General features: G+C 65.2%; 17 protein-coding genes and 1 tRNA gene. All 18 read left to right on the forward strand.

Going from position 1 to position 23,806, the window contains the following annotated elements:
- Positions 1 to 4: 4 nt before the first annotated feature.
- The 18 genes from ACP7BV_RS01190 to epsF all read left to right on the forward strand — a co-directional run bounded on the left by ACP7BV_RS01190 (position 5) and on the right by epsF (position 23,805).
- A complete protein-coding gene (locus ACP7BV_RS01190) occupies positions 5 to 4,984 on the forward strand; it encodes a two-component regulator propeller domain-containing protein (RefSeq protein ID WP_426100651.1) in 4,980 nt (1,659 codons plus the stop codon).
- 153 nt (positions 4,985 to 5,137) lie between these two features.
- Positions 5,138 to 5,845, forward strand: a complete 708-nt coding sequence (locus ACP7BV_RS01195) for a response regulator (protein ID WP_426100653.1) — start codon at positions 5,138 to 5,140, stop codon at positions 5,843 to 5,845.
- A gap of 154 nt (positions 5,846 to 5,999) precedes the next feature.
- Positions 6,000 to 7,628 (forward strand): AMP-binding protein, encoded by a 1,629-nt coding sequence (locus tag ACP7BV_RS01200; RefSeq protein ID WP_426100655.1) that lies wholly within the window; start codon positions 6,000 to 6,002, stop codon positions 7,626 to 7,628.
- Complete coding sequence (locus tag ACP7BV_RS01205) at positions 7,629 to 10,013, forward strand: bifunctional salicylyl-CoA 5-hydroxylase/oxidoreductase (RefSeq protein ID WP_426100657.1); 2,385 nt, start codon at positions 7,629 to 7,631, stop codon at positions 10,011 to 10,013.
- Between the two features lies 1 nt (position 10,014).
- A complete protein-coding gene (locus ACP7BV_RS01210; RefSeq protein WP_426100659.1) occupies positions 10,015 to 10,527 on the forward strand; it encodes a MarR family winged helix-turn-helix transcriptional regulator in 513 nt (170 codons plus the stop codon).
- Positions 10,528 to 10,536: 9 nt separating this feature from the next.
- Positions 10,537 to 11,391 (forward strand): enoyl-CoA hydratase family protein, encoded by an 855-nt coding sequence (locus tag ACP7BV_RS01215; protein ID WP_426100661.1) that lies wholly within the window; start codon positions 10,537 to 10,539, stop codon positions 11,389 to 11,391.
- Position 11,392: 1 nt separating this feature from the next.
- On the forward strand, positions 11,393 to 12,559 hold the full coding sequence (locus tag ACP7BV_RS01220; RefSeq protein ID WP_426100663.1) for an acyl-CoA dehydrogenase family protein: 1,167 nt from the start codon (positions 11,393 to 11,395) through the stop codon (positions 12,557 to 12,559).
- A 17-nt stretch (positions 12,560 to 12,576) separates the two neighbouring features.
- Complete coding sequence (locus tag ACP7BV_RS01225) at positions 12,577 to 12,972, forward strand: RidA family protein (protein ID WP_426100665.1); 396 nt, start codon at positions 12,577 to 12,579, stop codon at positions 12,970 to 12,972.
- 286 nt (positions 12,973 to 13,258) lie between these two features.
- A complete protein-coding gene (locus ACP7BV_RS01230; protein WP_426100667.1) occupies positions 13,259 to 13,642 on the forward strand; it encodes a hypothetical protein in 384 nt (127 codons plus the stop codon).
- 99 nt (positions 13,643 to 13,741) lie between these two features.
- Entirely contained in the window at positions 13,742 to 14,674 is a 933-nt protein-coding gene (locus tag ACP7BV_RS01235; protein WP_426100669.1) for a CHAD domain-containing protein, read from the forward strand.
- Positions 14,675 to 14,841: 167 nt separating this feature from the next.
- A tRNA-Arg gene (locus ACP7BV_RS01240) sits at positions 14,842 to 14,916 on the forward strand.
- 159 nt (positions 14,917 to 15,075) lie between these two features.
- Positions 15,076 to 16,974, forward strand: coding sequence for an ATP-binding cassette domain-containing protein (locus tag ACP7BV_RS01245; protein WP_426100670.1), 1,899 nt, complete (start codon positions 15,076 to 15,078; stop codon positions 16,972 to 16,974).
- A gap of 46 nt (positions 16,975 to 17,020) precedes the next feature.
- Positions 17,021 to 17,737, forward strand: a complete 717-nt coding sequence (locus ACP7BV_RS01250) for a CAAX prenyl protease-related protein (protein WP_426100672.1) — start codon at positions 17,021 to 17,023, stop codon at positions 17,735 to 17,737.
- A 45-nt stretch (positions 17,738 to 17,782) separates the two neighbouring features.
- The gene (gene epsL / locus ACP7BV_RS01255; RefSeq protein WP_426100674.1) at positions 17,783 to 19,045 is read left to right on the forward strand and encodes an XrtB/PEP-CTERM-associated polysaccharide biosynthesis outer membrane protein EpsL; all 1,263 of its coding nucleotides are present in this window, start codon (positions 17,783 to 17,785) and stop codon (positions 19,043 to 19,045) included.
- Between the two features lie 7 nt (positions 19,046 to 19,052).
- Positions 19,053 to 20,435: an undecaprenyl-phosphate glucose phosphotransferase gene (locus ACP7BV_RS01260; RefSeq protein ID WP_426100676.1), complete on the forward strand. Its 1,383-nt coding sequence runs from the start codon at positions 19,053 to 19,055 to the stop codon at positions 20,433 to 20,435.
- Positions 20,436 to 20,568: 133 nt separating this feature from the next.
- A complete protein-coding gene (locus ACP7BV_RS01265) occupies positions 20,569 to 21,513 on the forward strand; it encodes an EpsD family peptidyl-prolyl cis-trans isomerase (protein ID WP_426100678.1) in 945 nt (314 codons plus the stop codon).
- A 52-nt stretch (positions 21,514 to 21,565) separates the two neighbouring features.
- The gene (epsE, locus tag ACP7BV_RS01270; protein ID WP_426100680.1) at positions 21,566 to 22,354 is read left to right on the forward strand and encodes a polysaccharide export protein EpsE; all 789 of its coding nucleotides are present in this window, start codon (positions 21,566 to 21,568) and stop codon (positions 22,352 to 22,354) included.
- A 41-nt stretch (positions 22,355 to 22,395) separates the two neighbouring features.
- Positions 22,396 to 23,805 (forward strand): chain length determinant protein EpsF, encoded by a 1,410-nt coding sequence (gene epsF / locus ACP7BV_RS01275; RefSeq protein WP_426100682.1) that lies wholly within the window; start codon positions 22,396 to 22,398, stop codon positions 23,803 to 23,805.
- Position 23,806 lies beyond the last annotated feature (1 nt).

The raw sequence follows: 23,806 nt of genomic DNA on the forward strand, positions 1-23,806 counted from the left end.
CATTTTGACCTTGCCGACCCGCGCCTGCTCTCACGGTCCGATGTTGCGGCGCTTCGTCGCGCTGCCTACCGCCTTGTTCTCTGCCTTGTTCTCTGCCTTGTTCTCTGCGTTGTTCTGGCGCTTGTGCTGTCTGCTGTGCTGCGTGCTGGGCTTGTTGCCATTCTGGCTGCCGTCAGCCCAGGCCGCGCCCGGCGGCGCGCCAGCGCGCACGCTGCGCTTCGAGCACCTGTCGGTGGACCAGGGCCTGGCCCAGGAATCGGTGCTGGCCGTGGCCCAGGATGGCGACGGCTTCATGTGGTTCGGCAGCCAGGGCGGCCTGTCGCGCTTTGACGGCTACCGCGTCATCAACTACCGCAACGCCACCGGCGACGCGCGCAGCCTGGTCAACAACTGGGTGCGCGTGCTGCACATCGATCCCAAGGGCCGCATGTGGATCGGCACCGACGGCGGCCTGGACCTGTTCGACCCGGCCACGCGCAGCTTTCGCCACTACCGCCCCGGCGAGGCGCAGCGCAATGGCAACGGCAACCGGCGCATCCGCACCATCGTCGACGACGGCCACGGCGCCCTGTGGCTGGGCACGGGCGACGGCCTGCAGCACTTCGATCCGGCCAGCGGCGCTTTCCAGGCCTGGCACCACGACAGCGCCAATCCGGCCAGCCTGGCCGACGACCAGATCGGCGCGCTGGCGCTGGACCGCGCCGGCACGCTGTGGATCGGCACCAATGCGGGCCTGGACAGCCTGGCCGGGCGCGGCGCACCGTTTATCCACCATACCGCCGCCGGCGCCGATCCGAAGTTGACTGCCGTGGCGGCGCTGATGGCAGACCGCAGCAATACGCTGTGGATCGGCAGCCAGGGCGGCCTGGAAAGCTGGAAGCTGGGCCAACCTGGCGCGCCGCGCGTGGCGCTGGGCGCCGCGCACGGCTTGAAGGCGGGCGCCATCAGCGCCTTGTACCAGGATGCCGAAGGCGCCGTGTGGGTCGGCAGCTGTGTCGACGGCCTGTATCTGTGGGACGGCGCCGCGCGCCGCTTTGCCAACTACCGGCACGCGCCGGGCGACAACCGCAGCGTGGGCGACAACCAGGTGTCGGCCCTGTACCGCGATCGCGTCGGCACCTTTTGGGTCGGCACCTGGTACGCGGGCGTGAGCCGGGTCGACTTGAACAGCGGCGGCTTCGCGCGCATCGTGCGTCAGAGCGCCGCGCCGTATGCGCTGCTCGACAACAAGGCGCGCGCCATCCTCGACGCCGGCGACGGCAAGCTGTGGATCGGCAGTAACGATGGCTTGAGCCGGGTCGACCCGGTCAGCGGCGAGGCGCGCTTTTACCGGCACGCCGCCGCCGACCCGAACACACTGGCAGGCCAAACCGCCAGCGCGCTGGCGCGCGATCGCCAGGGCGCGCTGTGGGTGGGCAGTACCACGGGCCTCACGCGCATCGACCCGAGCGGCGCCATGCAGCGCCACGTGCTGGCCAACGGCGACGCCGACAGCAATACCATCCGCGGCATGCTCACCGACCGCGCCGGCATGCTGTGGCTCACTTCGCGCGGCGGCCTGCACCGGCTCGACCCGGCCAGCGGCAAGGTACTGACTTACCGCCACGATGCGAGCGACAGCACCAGCTTGTCCGACAATATCGGTCGCCCGATCCTGGAGGACCGGCGCGGCCGGCTGTGGATCGGCACCTTCGACGGCCTCGAACTGCTCGACCGCGCCAGCGGCAAGTTCCGCCACTTCAGGCACGATGCGCGCAATCCGGAAAGCCTTTCCCACGACGAGGTGCACTACCTGCTTGAAGACAGTGCAGGCACGCTGTGGGTGGGCACCGCGGGCGGCCTGAATCGCATGCGGATCGGCGCCGACGGCCAGGCGCGCTTCAAACGCTACACGGTGCAGGACGGCATGGCCGACGAAGGCGTGGCGGCCATGCTTGAAGACGGCGCGGGCAAGCTGTGGGTCAGCACCAACAGCGCCATTTCGCGCCTCGATGTCAAGAGCGGCCAGTGGCGCAACTACAGCGCCATCGACGGCACCATCGAAGGGGCGTACTTTGACGGCTCGGCGCTGCGCGCGCCCAACGGGGCCATGTACTTTGGCGGCTTCAATGGCGTGACGGCGTTTTTCCCGGATGCGATCCACGACAATGGCATGGCGCCGCGCGCCGTCATCACGGGCTTTCAGATCTTTAACAAGCCGGTCGAACAGGTCCACCCGCGCCTGTTGACGGCGCCCATCGAAAAAACCGGCGCGCTGACGCTGGCAGCGGCCGACTCGGTGTTTTCGTTCGAGTTCGTCGGCCTGCACTACGCCGCGCCCCAGCGCAACCGCTTCGCCTACCAACTGGTGGGCTTTGACGAAAACTGGGTCGTCACCGACGCGGCGCGCCGCTTCGCCACCTACACCAACCTGGACCCGGGACGCTATTCGTTCCGCGTCAAGGCGGCCAACAAGGACGGCGTGTGGAGCGCGGACGCAGCCACGCTGACGGTGACGATCCTGCCGCCGTGGTGGAAGACCTGGTGGCTGCGCACGGGCGCAGCGCTGTTGGTGCTGGGCAGCGCCTGGGGCGCCTACCGGGGCCGCCTGTCCGGCCTGCAGCGCCAGAAGGAGCGGCTCGAGCGCCAGGTGAGCGCGCGCACGCTCGAAATCGAGCAGCAGAACCGGCTGCTCGAAACCCAGAAGGGCGAACTTGAAACGCGCCGCAGCGACGCCGAAAGCGAGCGCTGCGAAGCGGACCTGCGCCGCTCCGAGGCCGAGCGCCAAAAGGCGGAAGTGGAGCGCCAGAAGGAAAACGTCGAGCAAGCGCACCGCAATATCTCGGTGCTGTCCGAAATCGGACGCGAGCTGACCGCCACGCTCGACATGGAAACCATCATGATGACGGTGTACCGCCATGTGCACCACCTGATGGACGCGCGCATTTTCGGTATCGGTTTTTTCGACGAGGCGGCCGGCCAGCTGACGTTTCCGTTCGCAATGGACCAGGGCGTGCGGCGCCCGCTCTACAGCCGCGCGCTGTCCGATCCGCTGCAATTGGCCGTGTGGTGCCTGGAACACCGGCGCGAAGTGTTCATCAACGACATCGCCACTGAGTGGCCGAATTATCTGGAGGCCCCGCCCAGCGCGCCGCCGCCGTCGGCGCTGCTCGACAACGCCCTGGGCTCGCTGCCGGTGTCCACCATGTACGTGCCGCTGATCGTCAAGCAGCGCGTGATGGGCGTGCTGTCGGTGCAAAGCGTGGAAAAGAACGCGTACCAGCAGGTGCACATGGACATGCTGCAAACGCTGGCCGCGCACGCCGCCGTGGCGCTCGACAATGCGCGCGCCTACCGCGAACTTGAAGAGACCCAGGCCCGGCTGGTCGAGCAGGAAAAGCAGGTGCGCGTGGCCAAGCTCAAGGCGGAGGATGCAACGCGCCAGAAGTCCGAATTTTTGGCCAACATGAGCCACGAAATGCGCACCCCGCTGGCTGGCGTGATCGGCATGCTGCGCTTTGCGCTCAAGGATGCGCACCTGCAGGACAATACGCGCGAACAGATCGCGCGCGGCCAGGCCAACGCCCAGTCGCTGCTGACCATCATCAATGACCTGCTCGACTTTTCCAAGATCGAGGCCGGCAAGCTGACGCTCGAGCACATCGATTTTGCGCTCAAGCCCATGCTCGACAACGTGGCCACCCTGTTCGAGGGCCAAGCCGCCGCGCGCAGCATCGATTTTGCCATCGAGCTCGATGCGCGCCTGCCGCCGTTCGTCAAGGGCGACCCGACCCGGCTGCGCCAGGTGCTGGTCAACCTGGTGGGCAACGCCTTCAAGTTCACCCATGCCGGCGCGGTGCGGGTGCGGGTCGAGCCTTTGCCCGGCGCGCCCGAACAGTCGCACCTGATCCGCTTGACGGTGCAAGACAGCGGGATCGGCATTGCGCCCGACGCTTTGAGCAGGTTGTTCCAGAAGTTCGAGCAGGCCGACAGCACCACCACGCGCCGCTACGGCGGCACCGGCCTGGGACTGGCGATCTGCCGCCAGCTGGTCGACCTGATGGACGGGCGGATCGAGGTCGACAGCACGCTCGGGCAGGGCAGCGCCTTCAGCGTGGTGCTGCCGCTGGCCGCCGGCGTGGCGCCGGCCAGCGCGCACGATGCGCCGCTCGCGCCGCACCCTTACCGCCTGCGCGTGCTGTGCGCCGAAGACTTCCCGACCAACCAGATCATCATCCGCATGATGCTCGAAGAACTCGGGCATGAAGTCGACATCGCCGACAATGGCGCGCTCGCCGTGGCCGCCTGCGCCGCCGTGCGCTACGACCTGATACTGATGGACGCCCGCATGCCGGAAATGGATGGCGCCACCGCCACGCGCCTGATCCGCGCCGGCGGGGTGCGCGGCGCCCCGGTGCAGGACAGCGCGCTGATGATCGTCGCGCTCACCGCCAACGCCAGCGAGGAAGACCGCGCGCGCTACCTTGACAGCGGCATGGACGACTTTTTGAGCAAACCCGTCGATGAAGCTGCGCTCCACTGCCAGCTCGGACGCGCCATCGCGCATCAGCTGGCGCGCGGCATTGCAATGGCGCCCATGGCCGCACCCGGCGCGCCGGCGCCAAGCACCAGTGAACTGGACACCATGTTCGGCGTGTTTACGGGCGGGCCGGCGCTGTCGATCGCGCCGCCGCACAATGCGGGGCGCCGCAGCAGCGACCTGAAAGCGCGCATGCGCGCCGCGTTCGTGGCCGACCTGCCTGGACGGCGCGCCGACCTTGAGGCCGCCGTCGCCGCGCGCGACCAGTTCGAGGCGGGGCGCCTGCTGCACGGCATGCGCGGCAGCGCCGCCTACCTCGACGCGCGCGAACTGCACGCGCTGTGCGGCGAACTGGAAGCGGGCGCCGACGCGCGGCAGTGGGAGCAGGTCGAGGCGGGCCTGCCGCAGCTGCGCGTTCTGCTCGACCACTTTGCGGCCAGCGCCAACCACGCCAGCAGAGGGTAGGGCTGGTTATCGCACGTGCTTTTCAAGCTGCGCTCAAAACATGGCCTTGTTCAATTTGAGTTGTTCAATATTTAATGCTTAAATCGCCCATGAATTTGCTGTAATATTGATTGACTTGCCATACTACGAGCAGGCCTCACAATGGAGACAGGCATGAAAGTTCTGGTAGTCGACGACGACGTGGTCTCGCGCATGGTGCTCATGCACCTGATCGACGCGTGCGGCAAATTCGACATCCTCGAAGCCGAAGACGGCGAGGACGCCTGGCAGCAAATGGCAGACGGCCTGCGCCCCGCGATCTGTTTTTGCGACCTGCGCATGCCGCGCTTGTCCGGCATGGATCTGCTGGCCCGCGTCAAGTCCGACAGCGCGCTGGGCGCCATGCCGTTCGTGCTGGTCACCTCCGCCAACGACAGCGCCACGGTCGGCCAGGCAGAAGTCCTGGGCGTGGACGGCTACCTGGTCAAGCCGTTCCAGGGCGAGCAGGTCAAGACCTACATGGCGCCGTTTGCACCCGCGCCCACGCCCGGCGCCGAGACCGCGCAGGCCACCATGCAGCGCCTGGGCATCAACGGCGAACGCCTGCTGGTCTATCTGGGCGGCTTTCAGGCGCAGCTCACCAGTGCCAGCGGCGACATCGCCGCGCTGCTCGCGGGAGGCCAGTCGAGCCAGGCGCGCGTGCGTCTGGAGCGCCTGCACGCCGGCTGCCTGACGCTCGGCCTGGGCGAGGCGGCCGCCATCCTGCGCGGCTTTCCCGAAGGCACGCTCGACGACGAGCAGGTGCGCGACGCGCTGGGCGAGACAGTGCGCGCAGTGATGCACCAGAGCGAAGCGGTCAAGCGGCTGCAGCGCGCCGCCTGATCGCTGGGAGCTTGAAGCGCCGCGAGCCTGCCGAGCCTGCCGGGCCAGATGCGCCGCCACGTTTGCCGCCTGGTTTGCGATTTGTCTTGATCGGGCGATAGTTTAAGTCTAAAGTATCTGCTCGGATATTTGACTGAACCGCATCGGGGCGACCATGACACGCTTCACTGCACCAGTATTGAGCCCATCGGCCTACCAGGACACGTTCGCGCGCGAGCATCTGCCCCCGCCCGAGCAGTGGCCCGACTTCCATTTCGACCTGCCCGAGCTGGCCTATCCCGCGCGCCTGAACTGCGTGGCCGAACTGCTTGACGCGGCCGTGGCCAGAGGCTGGGGCGAGCGCATCGCCGTCATTGGCGCAAGCGAGCGCTGGACCTATGGCGAACTGCAGCGCCGGGTCGACGCGATTGCCCACGTGCTGCGGCGCGACCTGGGCCTGGTCAGCGGCAACCGCGTGCTGCTGCGCGGCGCCAACAACCCGATGATGGCCGCCTGCATCCTGGCCGTGCTCAAGGCGGGGCTGATCGCCGTGCCGACCATGCCGCTGCTGCGCGCGCGCGAACTGGAGGCCATCGCGGGCAAGGCGCGCATCGACGCGGTGCTCTGCTCGGCCAACCTGCGCGGCGAGATCGACGCTCTGGCTGGACCGGTTTCCCACATCGTCTACTTCAACGCGCCGGGCCAGCCGGATGCGCTGGAACTGCGCATGGCGCGCCACACAACGCCCTTTGCAGCGCTGGACACGGCCGCCGACGACGTTTGCCTGATCAGTTTTACGTCGGGCACCACGGGCGTGCCAAAAGGGACGATGCATTTTCATCGCGACGCACTGGCCATTTGCGACTGCTTCCCGCGCCACACGCTCGCCTCGCAGGCTGACGATATTTTTATCGGCACGCCGCCGCTGGCGTTCACCTTTGGCCTGGGCGGACTGCTGCTGTTTCCGCTGCGCGTAGGTGCGGCCGGCGTGCTGCTGGAAAAACTCACCCCTGACAGCTTGCTGGCCGCGATTGCCAGCTACCGCGCCACCGTCTGTTTTACCGCGCCCACTTTTTACCGCCAGATGGCGCCGCTGGCCGCCGGTTTTGATTTGTCCAGCCTGGCCAAGAGCGTGTCGGCCGGCGAAGCGCTGCCGCTGGCCACGCGCGACGCCTGGCAGGCGGCAACGGGCCTTTGCATGATCGACGGCATCGGCGCGACCGAACTGCTGCACATTTTCATTTCGGCCGCCGGCGACGACATCCGGCCCGGCGCCACCGGCAAGCCGGTGCCCGGCTACCAAGCCTGCATTATCGGCGCCGACGGGGCGTTGGCCGGCCCCGGCGTGATCGGGCGTCTGGCCGTCAAGGGCCCGACCGGCTGCCGCTACCTGGCCGACGCGCGCCAGCTGGACTATGTGCACGACGGCTGGAATCTGACCGGCGACGCCTATGAAATGGACGCCGACGGTTATTTTTACTACCGCTCGCGCACTGACGACATGATCATTTCGGCCGGCTACAACATCGCCGGCCCGGAGGTGGAAGACGTGCTGCTGCGCCATCCGGCGGTGCTCGAATGCGCCGTGGTGGGCCGCGCCGACGACGAACGCGGCCAGCTAGTCGAGGCCTACGTCATCGTCAAGCCGGGCGTGGCGGCCGACGCCGCACTGGTGCGCGATTTGCAGGATTACGTCAAGGCGCAGATTGCGCCCTACAAGTATCCGCGTGCGATCACCTTCATCGACAAGCTGCCGCGTACCGAAACGGGCAAGCTTCAACGCTTCAAACTGCGAGCCGCATAAATGAACATCGTCTGTATCGGCGGGGGACCCGCCGGCCTGTATTTCAGTCTGCTGATGAAAAAGCAGAACCCGTCGCATGACATCGTCGTCGTCGAGCGCAACCGCCCCTACGACACCTTTGGCTGGGGCGTGGTGTTTTCCGACCAGACGCTGGGCAACCTGTCGCTGGCCGATGAAGAATCGGCGCGCGCCATCTTGCAATCGTTCAACCACTGGGACGATATCGACATCTTCTTCAAGGATGAACGCATCACCTCGGGCGGGCATGGCTTTTGCGGCATCGGGCGCAAGCGCCTGCTCAATATCTTGCAGCGGCGCTGCGAAGAGCTGGGCGTGCAGCTGATCTTCGAATGCGATGTCGAGGACGACCAGCAGATCGCCGCCGCTTACCAGGCCGACCTGGTGATCGCCTCCGATGGCTTGAACAGCCGCATTCGCAAGCGCTATGCGGCCACTTTCCAGCCGCAGGTGGAAGCGCGCCGCTGCCGCTTTGTGTGGCTGGGCACGCGCAAGAAGTTCGACGCGTTCACGTTCGCCTTCAAGCAAACCGAGCATGGCTGGTTCCAGGCCCACATTTACCAGTACGACGCCGACACCTCGACCTTTATCGTTGAGACGCCCGAGGAAGTATGGCGCAACAGCGGCCTGGAACAGATGACGCAAGAAGAGGGGATCGCGTTTTGCGAGCGCCTGTTCGCCGACCAGCTGGACGGCCATGGCTTGATGTCCAACGCCAGTCACCTGCGCGGTTCTGCCATGTGGATCACATTCCCGCGCGTGGCGTGCGCCCAGTGGGTACACTGGAACGGCGCCACGCCAGTGGTGCTGATGGGCGACGCGGCGCACTCGGCGCATTACTCGATTGGTTCGGGCACCAAGCTGGCGCTGGAAGACGCCATAGAACTGGCGCGCTGCTTTGGCAAGCACGCCACGGCGCGCGACGCGCTGGAGGCATACCAGGACGCGCGCGCGCTCGAAGTGCTCAAGCTGCAGGGCGCCGCGCGCAACTCGATGGAGTGGTTCGAAAACGTTGAACGCTACAGCGCGATGGAAGCGCCGCAGTTTGCCTACTCGATGCTTACCCGCAGCCAGCGCCTGTCGCACGAAAACCTGCGCCTGCGCGACGCTGCCTACGTGGCCGGTTTTGAGGAGTGGATTGCGCGGCGCGCCTGCGAACAGGCAGGCGTGGCGGCGCCGAGCCAGCGGCAGGGTCAAAGTCAAATGCTGCCGATGCTCACGCCCTTCCGCCTGCGCGCGGTCACGCTCAAGAACCGCATCGTGGTCTCGCCCATGGCGCAGTATTCGGCAGTCGATGGCGTGGCCGGCGACTACCACCTGGTGCACCTGGGCGCGCGCGCCATGGGCGGCGCGGGCCTGGTGTTCGCCGAGATGACGTGCGTGTCGGCGGACGCGCGCATCACGCCCGCCTGCCCGGGCATGTACACGCCTGAGCATACGGCTGCGTGGACGCGCATCGTCGACTTTGTGCATGCCAATACCAGCGCCAAAATCGCGATCCAGCTCGGTCACGCGGGCGCGAAGGGATCGACCCGCGTGATGTGGGAAGGGATCGACCAGCCGCTCGCCGACGGCAACTGGCCGCTGGTGTCGGCGTCCAGCCAGCAGTACCTGGAAGGCGTGTCGCAAGTCTCGCGCGCCGCCACCGAGGAAGACATGGCGCGCATCGAGGCCGATTTCGTGCGCGCGACGCGCGCCGCTTCGCAAGCCGGGTTTGACTGGCTCGAGCTGCACTGCGCGCACGGCTATCTGCTGTCCTCGTTCATTTCGCCACTGACCAACTACCGGCAGGACGCCTACGGCGGCAGCCTGGAAAACCGCTGCCGCTATCCGCTGCGGGTGTTTCGCGCCATGCGCGCGGCCTGGCCGGCGGACAAGCCGATCAGCGTGCGCATTTCGGCCCATGACTGGGTCGAAGGCGGCATCACGCCCGACGACGCGGTGCAGATCGCGCGCCTGTTCAAGGACGCCGGCGCCGACCTGATCGACTGCTCGTCGGGACAGGTGAGCAAGCAGGAGAAGCCGGTCTACGGGCGCATGTTCCAGACGCCGTTCGCCGACCGCGTGCGCAACGAAGCGGGCATTGCGACCATGGCGGTAGGCGCGATCTTCGAGGCGGACCACGCCAACAGCATCATCGCGGCCGGGCGCGCGGACCTGTGCGCGGTCGGTCGTCCGCACCTGGCCAACCCGGCGTGGACGCTGACCGAGACGGCCAGGATCGGCTTTGCGGCGGTGGAGTGGCCCAAGCAGTACCGGCCCGCCAAGCTGCAGCTCGAACGCAACCTGGAGCGCGAGCGGCAGCTGGCCGCCGCCGGCGCCGGCCTCACGCCGCAGCAGGTGGCGGCCAAACTCCTGGAGAGCTGACATGGGCGAAATGGAAAACGGCAATCAGGAGGCGGCGCTGGACCTTGCCAGCCGCCTCACGCAAGACCATCACCAGTCGCTTAAACTGTGGCTGCGCATGCTCTCGTGCACGGTGCGTATCGAGAACGAGATCCGCAGCCGCATGCGCGCCACGTTCGACATCACGCTGCCGCGCTTTGACCTGATGGCGCAGCTCGAACGCCATCCGGACGGCTTGCGCATGGGCGAGCTGTCCAAGCGCATGATGGTCACCGGCGGGAACATCACCGGCATCACCGACCAGCTGGAGCAGGAAAAGCTGGTCGCGCGCGTGCCGGATGCGAAGGACCGGCGCGTCTACACCGTCAAGCTGACCGACGCCGGGCGGCGCACCTTTGCCCAGATGGCGGTGGTGCACGAAGGCTGGATCGCCGAGATGCTGCACGCGATTTCGCCCGAAGACAAGGGACAATTGATCCACCTGCTGTCGCACATGAAGCAGCACCTGAACACGTCGGACGACAAGAAAGATTAAGGACTCACCATGCGCTATCTTCCAGGCCAGGCGCAGCAGCTGCCGGGCAACCGCAGCGCGCTGGCCAACTACCAGGCCACGCACTTTCGCTTTGACGTCGACCAGGGCGTGGCGACCGTCACCTTGAACCGCCCCGAGCGCAAGAACCCGCTGACGTTCGACTCCTACGCCGAACTGCGCGACCTGTTTCGCGCGCTGGCGTATGCCGACGATGTGAAGGCGCTCGTGATCACGGGCGCCGGCGAAAATTTTTGTTCGGGTGGCGACGTGCACGACATTATCGGCCCGCTCACGCAGCTCGACATGCCTGGCCTGTTGGCCTTTACCCGCATGACGGGCGACCTGGTCAAAGCGATGCGCGCCTGCCCGCAGATCGTGATCGCCGCCGTTGACGGCATTTGCGCCGGCGCCGGGGCGATCCTGGCGCTGGCGTCGGACCTGCGCCTTGGCACGGCGCGCAGCAAGACCGCCTTTTTGTTTGCGCGCGTGGGCCTGGCCGGCTGCGACATGGGCGCCTGCGCGCTGCTGCCGCGCGTGATCGGGCAGGGCCGGGCCGCCGAACTGCTGTACACCGGGCGTTCGATGTCGGGCACGGAGGCCGAGCGCTGGGGGTTTTTCAACAGCATCAGCGAGCCCGAAACGCTGCTCGCGCAGGCGCAGGCAATGGCGCGCGCGCTGGCCGACGGCCCCACTTTTGCGCACGGCATGACCAAAAAAATGCTGCAGCAGGAGTGGAATATGGGCGTGGATGAAGCGATCGAAGCCGAAGCGCAGGCGCAGGCAATCTGCATGGCGACCAACGACTTTCATCGCGCCTACCACGCCTTTGTAGCCAAACAAACACCGCAATTTGAAGGCGACTGACATGGCAGACAAAACCTATCTGGACTGGCCGTTTTTCGCGCCGGCCCATGGCGAACTGGAAAAATCGCTCGACGCCTGGGCCTTGCAACACGTGGCCGGCGCGCACGGGCTTGATGTCGATGCAGATTGCCGCAAGCTGGTGCGCCAGCTGGGCGACGCCGGCTGGCTGCATTTCGCCGTGGGCAAGGACAGCGGCGCCATCGACACGCGCGCCATTTGCCTGATTCGCGAGACGCTGGCGCGCCACAATGGCCTGGCGGACTTCGCCTTTGCAATGCAAGGTCTGGGCTCCGGCGCCATTTCGCTGTTCGGCAGCGCTGCCAACAAGGAGCGCTACCTGGCCCGCGTGGGGCGCGGCGAAGCGATTGCGGCGTTCGCGCTGTCGGAACCGCAGGCTGGCTCGGACGTGGCGGCGATGCAGTGCGCCGCGGTGCGCGATGGCGACAGCTATGTGCTGAATGGCGAAAAAACCTGGATCTCGAATGGCGGCATCGCCGACTTTTACGTGGTGTTTGCCCGCACGGGCGAAGCGCCCGGCGCGCGCGGCATCAGCGCCTTGATAGTCGACGCCGATACGCCGGGCCTGGAAATCGCCGAGCGCATCCACGTCATCGCGCCGCATCCGCTGGCGCGCCTGGTGTTTCGCAATTGCCGCGTGGCGGCCAGTGCACGCCTGGGCGAGGGCGGGCAAGGCTTCAAGGTGGCGATGGCAACGCTGGACCTGTTTCGCACCTCGGTTGCCGCCGCTGCCCTGGGCTTTGCGCGGCGCGCGTTTGACGAAGCGATCGCCCACGCCGCCACGCGCAAGATGTTCGGCCAGACGCTGGCCGACTTCCAGCTGACGCAGGCCAAGCTGGCCGAGATGGCAACCGGGATCGACGCTTGCGCGCTGCTGACCTACCGCGCCGCCTGGCAGCGCGACCAGGGCCGCAAGGTGACCAAGGAAGCGGCGATGGCCAAGATGACGGCGACCGAAACGGCGCAAAAGGTGATCGATGCGGCGGTGCAAATGTTTGGCGGCTTGGGCGTGGTGAGCGAGCACCCCGTGGAGCGGCTGTACCGCGAGATTCGCGCCTTGCGCATTTATGAAGGCGCGACCGAAGTGCAACAGCTGATCATCGCGCGCGAACTGCTGCGCGACGCGGCCACTGAACAGCAGATCGGCTAGACAACAAAGGGTTTGACATGGACTTTCTTCAACCTCCCGGGTGGGCCCGCGCCCGCGGCTATTCAAACGGCATAGCGGCCAGCGGGCGCAGCGTGCATGTGAGCGGGATGATCGGCTGGGATGGCCAATGCGCGTTTCATACCGACGACTTTGCGGGACAAGTGCGCCAGGCGCTGCAAAATGCCGTCGATGTGCTGGCCGAGGCGGGTGCCAAGCCGGAGCATATCGTGCGCATGACGTGGTACGTGCTCGACAAGAAGGAATACCTGGCCGCGCACAAGGAAGTGGGGCAGGCGTATCGCGACGTGATCGGGCGCCATTTTCCGGCCATGACGGCGGTGCAGGTGGCCGGGCTGATCGAAGACCGGGCGCGGGTGGAGATCGAGGTGACGGCGGTGATTCCTGAGCAGTAGGGCCAACACTGTCTGTCTGCACATACAAAAAATTACATTTTGTCATGATTTTGCATGAGGATGGCACGCCACTATTGCGGCGCGCATGTGCAACAATCATCCTGTTACCAGAGACACTCGGAGCGCCATCTTGAATTTCGACAAACCCGTTGCCAATCCGTATGCCCCACCACAGTCCGCACTGAACAGTTCGGGAACTGAATGCTTTCGAGATGGCAAATTGCTGGTGGTGCCGGCGGGCCAAGGCTTGCCTGAGCGCTGCGTGAAATGCAATGCGCCGGCGACCATGGACAAGCCGCGCACCTACAGTTGGCACAGTCCGGGCTGGTATATTCTGCTGTTTGTCGCGCTGCTGTTTTACATCATTGCCCACCTGATCGTACGCAAGCAAGTCAAACTCGCCATCGGCCTGTGCGGCGCGCATCGTCAGCGCCGCCGCGCCTTCAATCTGACCGCTCTTGGGCTGCTTGTGTTCGGCGGCCTGTGCATCGTTGGCGCCATGGGGTATTCCTACGAACCACTGGGCTGGACTGCACTGCCGGTGTTGCTGGTCTCGGGATTGATGGCGCTATATGCCAACAATATCCTGGCGCCGCCGTTCATTGATGACACGCCGGCCCGCTTGCGCGGTTGTGGTCCCGCGTTTCTGGACAGCCTGCCTGATCGCTGATCGAAGGTGCCGGGACGCTCACTGCTTGAACATACAATGAGGTAACGAAACCACCTCGTATGGTAATCACGCTCACAATGGCAGTGAGGAGGAACTCACATGGACGCCGCTGTTCAATTTCCCACGACACCCAAAGCAGCCAAGGCTGCTGCTTTGCACCTCAGCAAGCGCATGAGCCTGGAGCAATCCTTCGAGGCGATCATGCGCAACGGTATCGAACAGATACTGGAAAACGAAGTCGGCGTTACGCGTTTCCATGACATGGAAAGCTTGCACCAGATGCGCGTGGGAGTGCGCCGCTTGCGCGCCGCGCTGGCGATGTTCGATGAGGTGTTGCGCTCGCCCGAGGAGATCGCGCTGGAACTGGTGTGGCTGATGGACCAGCTCGGACCGGCGCGCGACTGGGACGTGCTGCTGACCGAAACGCTGCCGCAGGTCGAGGATGCATTGCCGGGCAACCCTGCGCTGGCCGGCGTCAGGGATGCCGTGCAACAGGCACGCCTGGCGTCGCACGAACAGGTGGCCCGGGAGGTTTCCTCACTGCGATTTAAAAGGCTGGTCAAGCACCTGGAACAGTGGGTGGACCAACGCGGCTGGCGCGATGGTCTATCGCCCAAAGGCAAGACCCGGCTGAAGATGCACGCTGTCGATTTCGCCGATACCGTGCTGGCAGCGGAGCAGCAGCGTCTGCTCAAGCGTGGAAGCAAGCTCAAGGGCGCTACGCCGGAGCAGCGGCACCGCGTGCGCATCGCGGCCAAGCGCGCGCGCTATGCCGCTGAATTTTTTGCGTCGGTGTATCCCGCCAGGCGCGTGCGCCCGTATCTTGGGGCAATGGCCGGCTTGCAGCGCCAACTCGGTTTGCTCAACGATGGGGAGGTAGCGCGTAAGCTGGTCTGCAAACTGTGCGCCGGCAACGATGGCTTGCGGGAAGGGGGCGCGCTGGTGTGCGGTTACCTTGCTTGCGGCGAACAGCGCGGTGGGCAGCAGCTAGGCCGCTGGTGGAAGCGGCATGCGCCTGTTGCGCCGTTTTGATCGCGCTTACCGTTGTGTGAGCATTGTCGCGCCCCTTAACGCCAATGGAACGGTTTCTTGGCGACTAGCGCCACGACGAAGGAGGGCCGCGCAACCGGCCGCGTACAACAATGCCCTTGTTGAGCTTTCGGCACGCCTGCCTACCCTGTATAATTCGCCGCTGGTGTGTCGCCATCGCACAATGGATAGTGCAATCCCCTCCTAAGGGATAGATGCAGGTTCGATTCCTGCTGGCGATACCACCACTTGCCGCCCTGCGTGTCGGTCGCTTGTCGGTCGCTTGTCGGTTGCTTGTCGGTAAATTGGCACCCAGATGGGTGCTGTAGCGCATCTATCTGTACAATACTGCGTTCTTTCCTCAATTTGGCCGCCAGTTCCGGGCCGCGCACTCTGAAATCACTATGGCTGTCATCTCCCTATCGTCGGCGCAACTCGCGTTCGGCCACGTCGCGCTGCTCGATCATGCAGAATTTTCCCTTGAAACCACGGAGCGCGTCGGCCTGATCGGGCGCAACGGCACCGGCAAGTCATCGCTGTTGAAAGTCATTTCGGGCAAGTTCAAGCTCGACGATGGCTTGCTGGTCCAGCAACAGGGCCTGAAAATCGCCTACGTCGAGCAGGAACCGAGCTTCGACCCGGCCACCTCCGTGTTCGACGCGGTTGCCGCCGGCATGGGCGAGCAAGCTGCCATGCTGGCCGAGTACGAGCAACTGACCGGCCAGTTCGGGCAGGGCGACGACGACGCGCTGATGGACCGCATGCACGACTTGCAAGTCAAGCTCGACGCCTGCGACGGCTGGAGCATGCAAAACAAGGTCGATACCACGCTTGACCGGCTGAGCCTATCGGGCGACATGCTGATGGGTACGCTTTCGGGCGGTATGCAAAAGCGCGTGGCGCTGGCCGTGGCGCTGGTGTCGGCGCCCGACGTGCTGCTGCTCGACGAGCCGACCAACCACCTCGACTTCCGCTCGATCATGTGGCTGGAAAGCTTGCTGCGCGACTTCAAGGGCTCGGTCCTGTTCATTACCCACGATCGCTCGTTCCTCGACAACGTGGCGACCCGCATCATTGAACTCGATCGCGGCAAGCTGCTGTCATATCCGGGCAACTTTACCGCCTACCAGACGCGCAAGAGCGAACAGCTGGAAATTGAAGAAGTGGAAGCGGCCAAGTTCGACAAGGTGCTCGCGCAAGAAGAAATCTGGATCCGCAAGGGCGTCAAGGCACGCCGCGTGCGCGACGAAGGGCGCGTGCGCCGTCTCGAAGCGCTGCGCCTGCAGCGCGCCGCGCGCCGCGACCAGCAAGGCCAGGTCAAGCTGGAAGTGACGTCGGGCGAGCGCTCGGGCAAGATCGTGGCGGACCTCGAGGGCGTAAGCAAGAGCTACGGCGCAAAAGTCATCGTCAAGGACTTCAGCGCCACCATCCTGCGCGGCGACAAGATCGGGCTGATTGGCGCGAATGGCGCCGGCAAGACCACCTTGCTGAAAATGATCCTGGGCGAAGAAACCGCCGACAGTGGCAAGGTCAAGCTGGGCACCAAGCTGCAGGTCGCGTATTTCGACCAGATGCGCGCTCAGCTCGACGAGAACGCCACGCTGATGGACACCATCGCGCCGGGCAGCGACTGGGTCGAAATCAATGGCGCCAAAAAGCACGTGATGAGTTACCTGAACGACTTCTTGTTCGCGCCGGAACGCGCGCGCTCGCCAGTCAAGTCGCTCTCGGGCGGCGAACGCAACCGCCTGCTGCTGGCGCGCCTGTTCGCCAAGCCGGCCAACTGCCTGGTGCTTGACGAGCCGACCAACGATTTGGACATCGACACCCTCGAATTGCTGGAGGAATTGCTGGAAGACTATACCGGCACCGTATTCCTGGTCAGCCACGACCGTACCTTCCTCGACAACGTGGTGACCCAGGTCATCGTGGCCGAAGGCGATGGGTTTTGGCGCGAATACGTGGGCGGTTACAGCGACTGGGAACGCGTCAAGGCGCTGGCCCCGGCCACGCCCAAGCCGGCCGCCAAGGCTGCCGCCGCCGCCGCTGCCGCGCAAACGCCGGTTGCCAAAAAAGTCAAGTTGAGCTACAAGGAACAGCGCGAGCTCGACGAGCTGCCGCTGTTGATCGCCAGCCTCGAGGACGAGCAGTCGGCCATCACGGCCCAGCTCAATGCGCCGGATTTCTACAAGACCAATCCGGCCGACGCCAAGCGCATGAATACCCGTTTCGAGCAGATCGACCAGTTGCTGGTGGACGCGCTTGAAAAATGGGAATTGATCGAGGCGCGCGCCAAGGGCTGATAGCAAGGGTGAGATTCACGGGCCGCGTGCCTGGAAATGGAACAGTATGTCCGACAACGACAGGCAATCCCCACTCCAGGCGAGCACCGCCAACGCGCCCATGCTCAGCCACGCGGCATGGGTGCGCATCCTTCCTTTCCTGGCCTACATGGCCTTCATCGTCGTCGCCGACTTGCGCGAGCGGCTAGGCGTGTCCGCGTCTGCTTTGCGCTGGCTCTATCCCGTCAAGATCTTTACCGTTGTCGTGACCCTGGTCATATGCTGGCGATACTACACGGAACTCCACAGCATCCGGCTCACTCCTATAGGGGCTGGTATCGCTGTGCTGGTCGGCCTGGCCGTTTTTGCACTGTGGATCAGCCTGAGCAGCGGCTGGATGCTGATCGGTTCCCCGGCAGGTTTCGACCCCCGTACCAACGGCCAGGTCGACTGGTTGCTGGTGGGGCTGCGCATTGCGGGCGCGGCGCTGGTGGTGCCTGTAATGGAAGAGCTGTTCTGGCGCTCGTTCCTGCTGCGTTGGCTCGACAACAGCAATTTTGAATCCGTTGATCCAGCCAAGGTCAGGCTCTCGAGCGTGGCCATCGCCGCAGTGCTGTTCGGCTTCGAGCATAACCTCTGGCTGGCGGGCATTGTTGCAGGCGCCGCTTACAGCGTGCTGTACATGCGAGCGCGATCGCTGTGGCCGGCCATTGTTGCGCATGGCGTGACCAACGGCATCCTCGGCCTGTGGATCGTGCGTACTGCTCAATGGACATTTTGGTAATGATTGCCGTGCTAACAGAACGACCAAACACCAAGACAAACGACGATGGCAACCATTTCGCGTCTTCATCCTGGCCCCGGGCCGGCGTTTGCACCCGGCCTTGCGCCGCTGGTGCTACCTCTTCTGCTACTGGCCTTCGCCGGTGGCGCGGCGGCCCAGCAGCGCCCTGAAACTCCGCCCGGCCCCCTGGGCGGCTTTCACCTGGTTGCCAGCGCCGGCGCCTTGCACGACGACAACCTGTTTCGCATCCCCGGCGACCGGCCCGCCTTCGACAACCAGCGCAGCGACTGGGCGCGCTACCTGATCGGTGGACTGTTGTTCGACAAGGCCTACGGTCGCCAGAAGGTCTACCTGCAAGGCAAGGTGTCGAGCGTCAAGTTCGATCACTTCAAGCAGATCGACTACAACGGCAAGGACATGCTCGGCCTGCTCGACTGGCAGCTCGGCAACCGGCTTGAAGGCAGCCTGGGCGCCAGTTACGCCGAAACGCTGGCGCCGTACACCGATATCCGCACGCGCGAGCGCAACCTGCGCGAGCACCGGCGCGGCCATGCCGACGGCGCTTGGCGCATGCATCCGCAGTGGCGCCTGCGCGTGGCCGCCGCGCGCGACAAGTACAGCTATCAAATTCCCATCCAGCAAGTGAACGACCGCACTGAAGACGCGCTGGAGGCAGGTCTTGACTTTACGCCCCGCAGCGGGAGCACGGCCGGCGTGGTGGTGCGCCGCGTCAAGGGACGCTATCCGAATCCACGCAGCATCAGTGGCATGCTGGTCAACGACGACTTCACCCAGGACGAGCTTAAAGCAAAGGTCCATTGGAACGTCACCGGTGCAAGCAGCGTCAATGTGCTGGCCGGCTACGCCAGGCGCCGCCACGAGCTGCTTGGCCAGCGCGACGCCAAGGGCTTTAACGGCCGCGTCACGGCCAGCCTCAATCCGCGCCAGAAACTGCGCCTGAACGCGGCGGCCTGGCGCGAGTTCGCCGCCGTCGAAAGCGACCTGGTCAGCTACAGCCTGAATCGCGGCGCCAGCGCCGGGGCCAGCTGGGATGCAAGCGCCAAAGTGCGGGTGGACGCCTCGCTGTCGAGCGAGCGGCGGCGCTATCAAGGGGGCTTTCTGTCGGCGCTGCAGGGCCAGGCCCGCGACCGGCTGCGCAATGCGGCGCTCGGCGTCACCTGGTCGCCCCGCAGCACCTTGCAACTGAACGCCAACTATGCGCACCAGCGCCGCAGCGGCGCCGTCTTCCTGGGAAACGGCAGTTTCAAGGCCAACACGTTTTCTGTGAGTGCCAGCGCCCAGTTTTGAACGCGCCATGACGGTCAACGACATACCGCTGATTTCGTTTTTCCAGCGCGTGCTCGACCCTTTGATCATCATGGGCACGCTGTACCTGTCGGCGCGCTTTTTCAGCGAGCCCTTCAACGGCTACGCGCTGGTGCTGATGATCCTGGCCTTTTTCGTCTCGTCGGCCGTGTACCAGCAGGTTGACCCCTACCGCGCCTGGCGCAGCGGGCGCATGCTGGCCTACGCGCGCGACACGCTGTTCGGCTGGCTGCTGACGGTGGCGGTGCTGCTGTTTTTGGGCCGTACCAGCGGCCTGGTGTACTACTATGACGCGCGCGTGTTGCTGGCCTGGGTGCTGGCCGTGCCGCTGCTGATGCTGGTCAGCCATATCGGCTTGCGGCGCGGCGCCGTCGTCAAGGGCAGGCACACGGAAGTGCGCTCGGTCGTCATCATCGGCGCCAACGAGGTGGGACTGAAATTCGCGCGCATTTGCGAGCGCCAGAAAAACCTGTTCATGCAAGTCGACGGTTTTTTCGACGACCGCCTGGCCGCACGCCACCCGCCCGCGCTGCGCCACCCGATGCTGGGCAAGATGGCCGACATCGCACCCCATGTGCGGGCCCAGAACATTAAGCTCATCTTCATTAGCCAGCCGATCTCGGCCCAGCCGCGCATCCGCCGCCTGCTGGACGAATTGCAGGACACCACCGCCTCGGTCTATTTTTTGCCCGACATTTATATATTCGACCTGATGCAGGCGCGCTTCGACAATGTGGGCGGGATGCCGGCCATCGCCATTTGCGAGACGCCCTTCATGGGCTTGAACAGCATGATCAAGCGCGGCAGCGACATTGTGCTGGCGCTGGCGATCCAGACAGCGCTGTTGCCGGCCATGCTGCTCATTGCGCTGGCGGTCAAGTGCACCTCGCCCGGGCCGGTCATTTTCCGCCAGCGCCGCTATGGGCTGTATGGCGAGGAAATCATTGTCTATAAATTCCGTTCGATGACCGTGACCGACGACGGCGCGGCCATCGTCCAGGCGCGCGCGGGCGATCCGCGCGTGACGCGCCTGGGCGCTTTCTTGCGCCGCCATTCGCTGGACGAACTGCCGCAATTCGTCAACGTGCTGCAGGGACGCATGAGCATTGTCGGGCCGCGCCCGCATGCGGTGGCGCACAACGAGCAGTACCGCAAGCTGATCAAGGGCTACATGCTGCGCCACAAGGTCAAGCCCGGCATCACCGGCTGGGCCCAGGTCAATGGTTTGCGCGGCGAAACCGAGACGCTCGAGAAGATGGAAGCGCGCATCCGCTACGACCTCGATTACCTGCGCAGCTGGTCGCTGTGGCTCGATCTGTGGATCATCGTCAAGACCGTCAAGGTCGTGCTCACGCGCGAAAACGCGCACTGAGCGGCGGGGCCACGAGCCCGGCATGCAGCGCGGAATTCGTCGCCACGATGGGCGCGTTCTTTTTTTATGTGTGTGATAATTTCGACAGAATGTTATGTATTAATTAATCTTAACAATATTGCTAGGAGTCAAATTGAATACGAACATCTTGGCCCTCATGCTTGCCGCCGGCCTGCTGGTGGCGTGCAGCAAAAACGATGCGCCGGCCAAGCCGGGGCAAGCGCTTGCCAGCGTCAACGGCAAGGAAATCACCGTGCTGCAGCTGAACGAAGAACTGCAGCGCGCCAATGTGCAGGCAGCCCAGCAGCAAGGCGCCGGCAAGCAACTGCTTGAGGCGCTGATCGACCGCCAGTTGCTGCAAAACGAGGCCGCGCGCGAAAAGCTCGACCGCGATCCCAAGGTGGTGCAGGCCATCGAACGGGCCAAGTCGCTGATCGTCGCGCAAGCGTACATGCAGAAAAAAATCGGCGGCATCGACAAGCCCGGCGCGGCGGAAGTAAGCGAGTACTACGGCAAGCATCCCGAATTTTTCGCCCGCCGCAAGCAGTTCGACATGCAGCAGCTCATCATCGACACGAGCGAACTTAGCGACGAGCTCAAGCTGGCGGCCGACAAGGCGCGCACGCTCGACGACGTGGCCGCCTGGCTCGACGCCAGGCGCATCAAGTACGTGCGCGGCGAGGCATCGCGCACCACGTCCGACCTCGCGCCCGAACTGGCGGCCCGGCTGGCAAGCATGACGCCCGGGCGCCTGTTCGTGGTCAAGGAAGGGGCGCGCAGCATGTTGGTCAGCATCACCGGCATCAAGGACAGTCCAGCCTCGCTGGCGCTGGCGGCGCCCCAGATTGAAAAATTCCTCATGACCAAGCGCGGCAAAGAGGCGGCCGAGGCCGAACTTGCGCGCCTGCGCGCTGGCGCGCGCATCGAGTATCTCAACCTGGCGGCATTGCCCGGCGCCAGCCAGGCCAGCGCAGCCGCTGCCGGAAGCCCGGCCAGCCCCGCCAGCCCGGCCGGCCCAACCCGGTCGGCGGCGGCGGGGTACGAGGCGACCGCGCGCGGCGTGGCCGGACTGAAATAAGCATGCGCTTTTTTGGCAATTCCCATCATCACTCATCAAGCGAGGTGACAACATGAAACGACTTTTGCATGCCGCCCTGGCGACTCTGTTCATGCTTTCCATCAGCGCTGCCCATGGCGCCGACCTGCCGCTGGGCGAGGGCGACGTCGTCAAGGTGTCGGTCTACGGCAGCCCCGACCTGGCGCTTGAAACGCGCGTGAGCGAAGCGGGCAATATCAGCTTTCCGCTGGTGGGGCAGGTGGCAGTCGGCGGGCTGTCGACGGCGGCGGCCGAAAAAAAAATCGCCGCGCTGCTCGAGGCCGGCGGCTACGTCAAAAAACCCCAGGTCAACATCATCGTCACCGCCGTGCAAAGCCAGACGGTGTCGGTGCTGGGCCAGGTCAACCGCCCGGGCCGCTATCCGGTCGAGGGCAAGCGCAGCCTGATGGACATGCTGGCCATGGCGGGCGGCATTTCCAGCGACGGTGGCGACAAGGTCAGCCTGATTCGCACGCGTAACGGCCAGAGCACGCGCGACGAAGTCGACGTGGTGCAGCTGATGCGCGCCGGCCAGCTGGGTGACGCTTATCCGGTCAGCGGCAGCGACGTTGTCTTTGTCGAGCGTGCGCCCCGCTTCTATATCTACGGCGAGGTGCAGCGCCCCGGTGCCTTTCGCCTGGAACGGGCCATGACGGTGACGCAGGCGCTGTCGGCCGGGGGCGGGCTGTCGCTGCGCGGCACCGAGCGCGATCTGGTCATCAAGCGGCGCGACGGGCAAGGGCAACTGCGCACCATCAAAGCGCGCGGCGACGACCTGATCCAGGTCGACGACGTCGTGTATGTCAAGGAGAGCTGGTTCTGATCCATCGCCGGCGGCGCCGGCACCACCAGGAGTGTAGCCCGATGAAACTGTTCCAGTTCTTGCTAATCCTGCTTGCGCGCAGGCGCATCATCTTCGCCACCGTGCTCGTCACCGTTGCACTGACCTTCCTGGTCAGCGTGCTGCTGCCCAAGTCGTATAACGCGACCGCGTCGGTGCTGCTCAATTACAAGGGCATGGACACCCTGACCGGCATCGTCATCCCCAGCCAGCTGCTGCCGGGCTACATGGCCACGCAGATCGACATCATCAGCAGCAAGAACGTGGCCGGGCGCGTGGTCGACCGCCTCAAGCTGGCGTCCAGCCCGGAAGTGCTGGAGCGCTTTCGCGCCAGCACCGGCGGCGAGGGCAGCGTGCGCGACTGGCTGGCGGACTTGCTCCTCAAGAACCTGGACGTGGTGCCGTCGCGCGAGAGCAGCGTGGTGGAAATCAATTTCCGCAGTTCGGACCCGCGCTTTGCCGCCGGCATCGCCAACGCTTTTGCCGACGAATACCAAAAGCTGTCGGTCGAACTGAAGGCCGAACCGATGAAAAAGGCGGCCGCCTACTTCAACGAGCAAACCAGGCTGTTGCGCGACAATGTCGAAGCGGCGCAGAGCCGCCTGTCAAAATACCAGCAGGAACGCGGCATCGTCAGCATCGACAGCCGCGTCGACGTTGAGCTGAACCGGCTGGGCGACCTGTCGGCCCAGTTGGTCGCGGCCCAGGCCCAGGCCATGGAGGCCGCCTCGCGCCAGGGCATGGCGCTGGGCGAGCGCGCGGCCGAGTCGCCCGACGTGGCGGCCAGCCCGGTGGTACAAAACCTCAAGGTGCAGCTTGCCTCGGCCGAAACGCGCCTGGCCGAGGTGGGCGCGCGCCTGGGCAGCAACCACCCGCAGTACCGCAGCGTGCGCGCCGAAGTCGACAAGATCCGCACCTTGCTGGGCGCGCAGCTGGCGTCGGCCTCCAACAGCGTGAGCAACAACGCGCAGATTCTCAAGCAGCGCGCGGGGGCCCTGCGCGCAGCGCTCGAGGCGCAAAAGACGCGCGTGCTCGAACTGAACCGCAACCACGACGAGCTCGGCGTGCTGGTCAAGGACGTCGAGAGCGCGCAGCGCGCCTTTGACGCGGCCGCGCAGCGCTTTTCGCAAACCAAGATTGAGGGGCAATCCGAACAGTCCGACATTTCCGTGCTCAACCCGGCCACCGCTCCGAGCGGCGCGGCGGCCCCGCGCGTGATGCTCAACACCATGGTCGCGCTGTTCCTGGGTGCCATGCTGGGTCTGGCGTTCGCCTTGCTGGCCGAAATGCTCGACCGCCGGGTGCGTTCGGACGCCGACGTTGTCGACGTGCTGCAGGTGCCCGTGTTCGGCGTCATCGACTGGCGCGCGCCCACACGCGCGCGCCGCAATCCGATGCTCGCCATGCTGCCGCGCCGTTTGCGGCTCAACTAGG

This window comes from Massilia sp. TSP1-1-2 (genome assembly GCF_049896185.1).
Taxonomy (GTDB): domain Bacteria; phylum Pseudomonadota; class Gammaproteobacteria; order Burkholderiales; family Burkholderiaceae_D; genus Telluria_A.

Excerpts from the sequence above, each read along its gene's own strand:
- ACP7BV_RS01225 (WP_426100665.1), top strand. The coding sequence starts at position 12,577 with ATGGACTTTCTTCAACCTCCCGGGTGGGCCCGCGCCCGCGGCTATTCA.
- ACP7BV_RS01235 (WP_426100669.1), top strand. The coding sequence starts at position 13,742 with ATGGACGCCGCTGTTCAATTTCCCACGACACCCAAAGCAGCCAAGGCT.
- ACP7BV_RS01220 (WP_426100663.1), top strand. The coding sequence starts at position 11,393 with ATGGCAGACAAAACCTATCTGGACTGGCCGTTTTTCGCGCCGGCCCAT.
- epsE (WP_426100680.1), top strand. The coding sequence starts at position 21,566 with ATGAAACGACTTTTGCATGCCGCCCTGGCGACTCTGTTCATGCTTTCC.
- epsF (WP_426100682.1), top strand. The coding sequence starts at position 22,396 with ATGAAACTGTTCCAGTTCTTGCTAATCCTGCTTGCGCGCAGGCGCATC.
- ACP7BV_RS01200 (WP_426100655.1), top strand. The coding sequence starts at position 6,000 with ATGACACGCTTCACTGCACCAGTATTGAGCCCATCGGCCTACCAGGAC.
- ACP7BV_RS01230 (WP_426100667.1), top strand. The coding sequence starts at position 13,259 with ATGGACAAGCCGCGCACCTACAGTTGGCACAGTCCGGGCTGGTATATT.
- ACP7BV_RS01250 (WP_426100672.1), top strand. The coding sequence starts at position 17,021 with ATGTCCGACAACGACAGGCAATCCCCACTCCAGGCGAGCACCGCCAAC.
- ACP7BV_RS01260 (WP_426100676.1), top strand. The coding sequence starts at position 19,053 with ATGACGGTCAACGACATACCGCTGATTTCGTTTTTCCAGCGCGTGCTC.
- ACP7BV_RS01210 (WP_426100659.1), top strand. The coding sequence starts at position 10,015 with ATGGGCGAAATGGAAAACGGCAATCAGGAGGCGGCGCTGGACCTTGCC.
- ACP7BV_RS01245 (WP_426100670.1), top strand. The coding sequence starts at position 15,076 with ATGGCTGTCATCTCCCTATCGTCGGCGCAACTCGCGTTCGGCCACGTC.
- epsL (WP_426100674.1), top strand. The coding sequence starts at position 17,783 with ATGGCAACCATTTCGCGTCTTCATCCTGGCCCCGGGCCGGCGTTTGCA.
- ACP7BV_RS01195 (WP_426100653.1), top strand. The coding sequence starts at position 5,138 with ATGAAAGTTCTGGTAGTCGACGACGACGTGGTCTCGCGCATGGTGCTC.
- ACP7BV_RS01215 (WP_426100661.1), top strand. The coding sequence starts at position 10,537 with ATGCGCTATCTTCCAGGCCAGGCGCAGCAGCTGCCGGGCAACCGCAGC.
- ACP7BV_RS01205 (WP_426100657.1), top strand. The coding sequence starts at position 7,629 with ATGAACATCGTCTGTATCGGCGGGGGACCCGCCGGCCTGTATTTCAGT.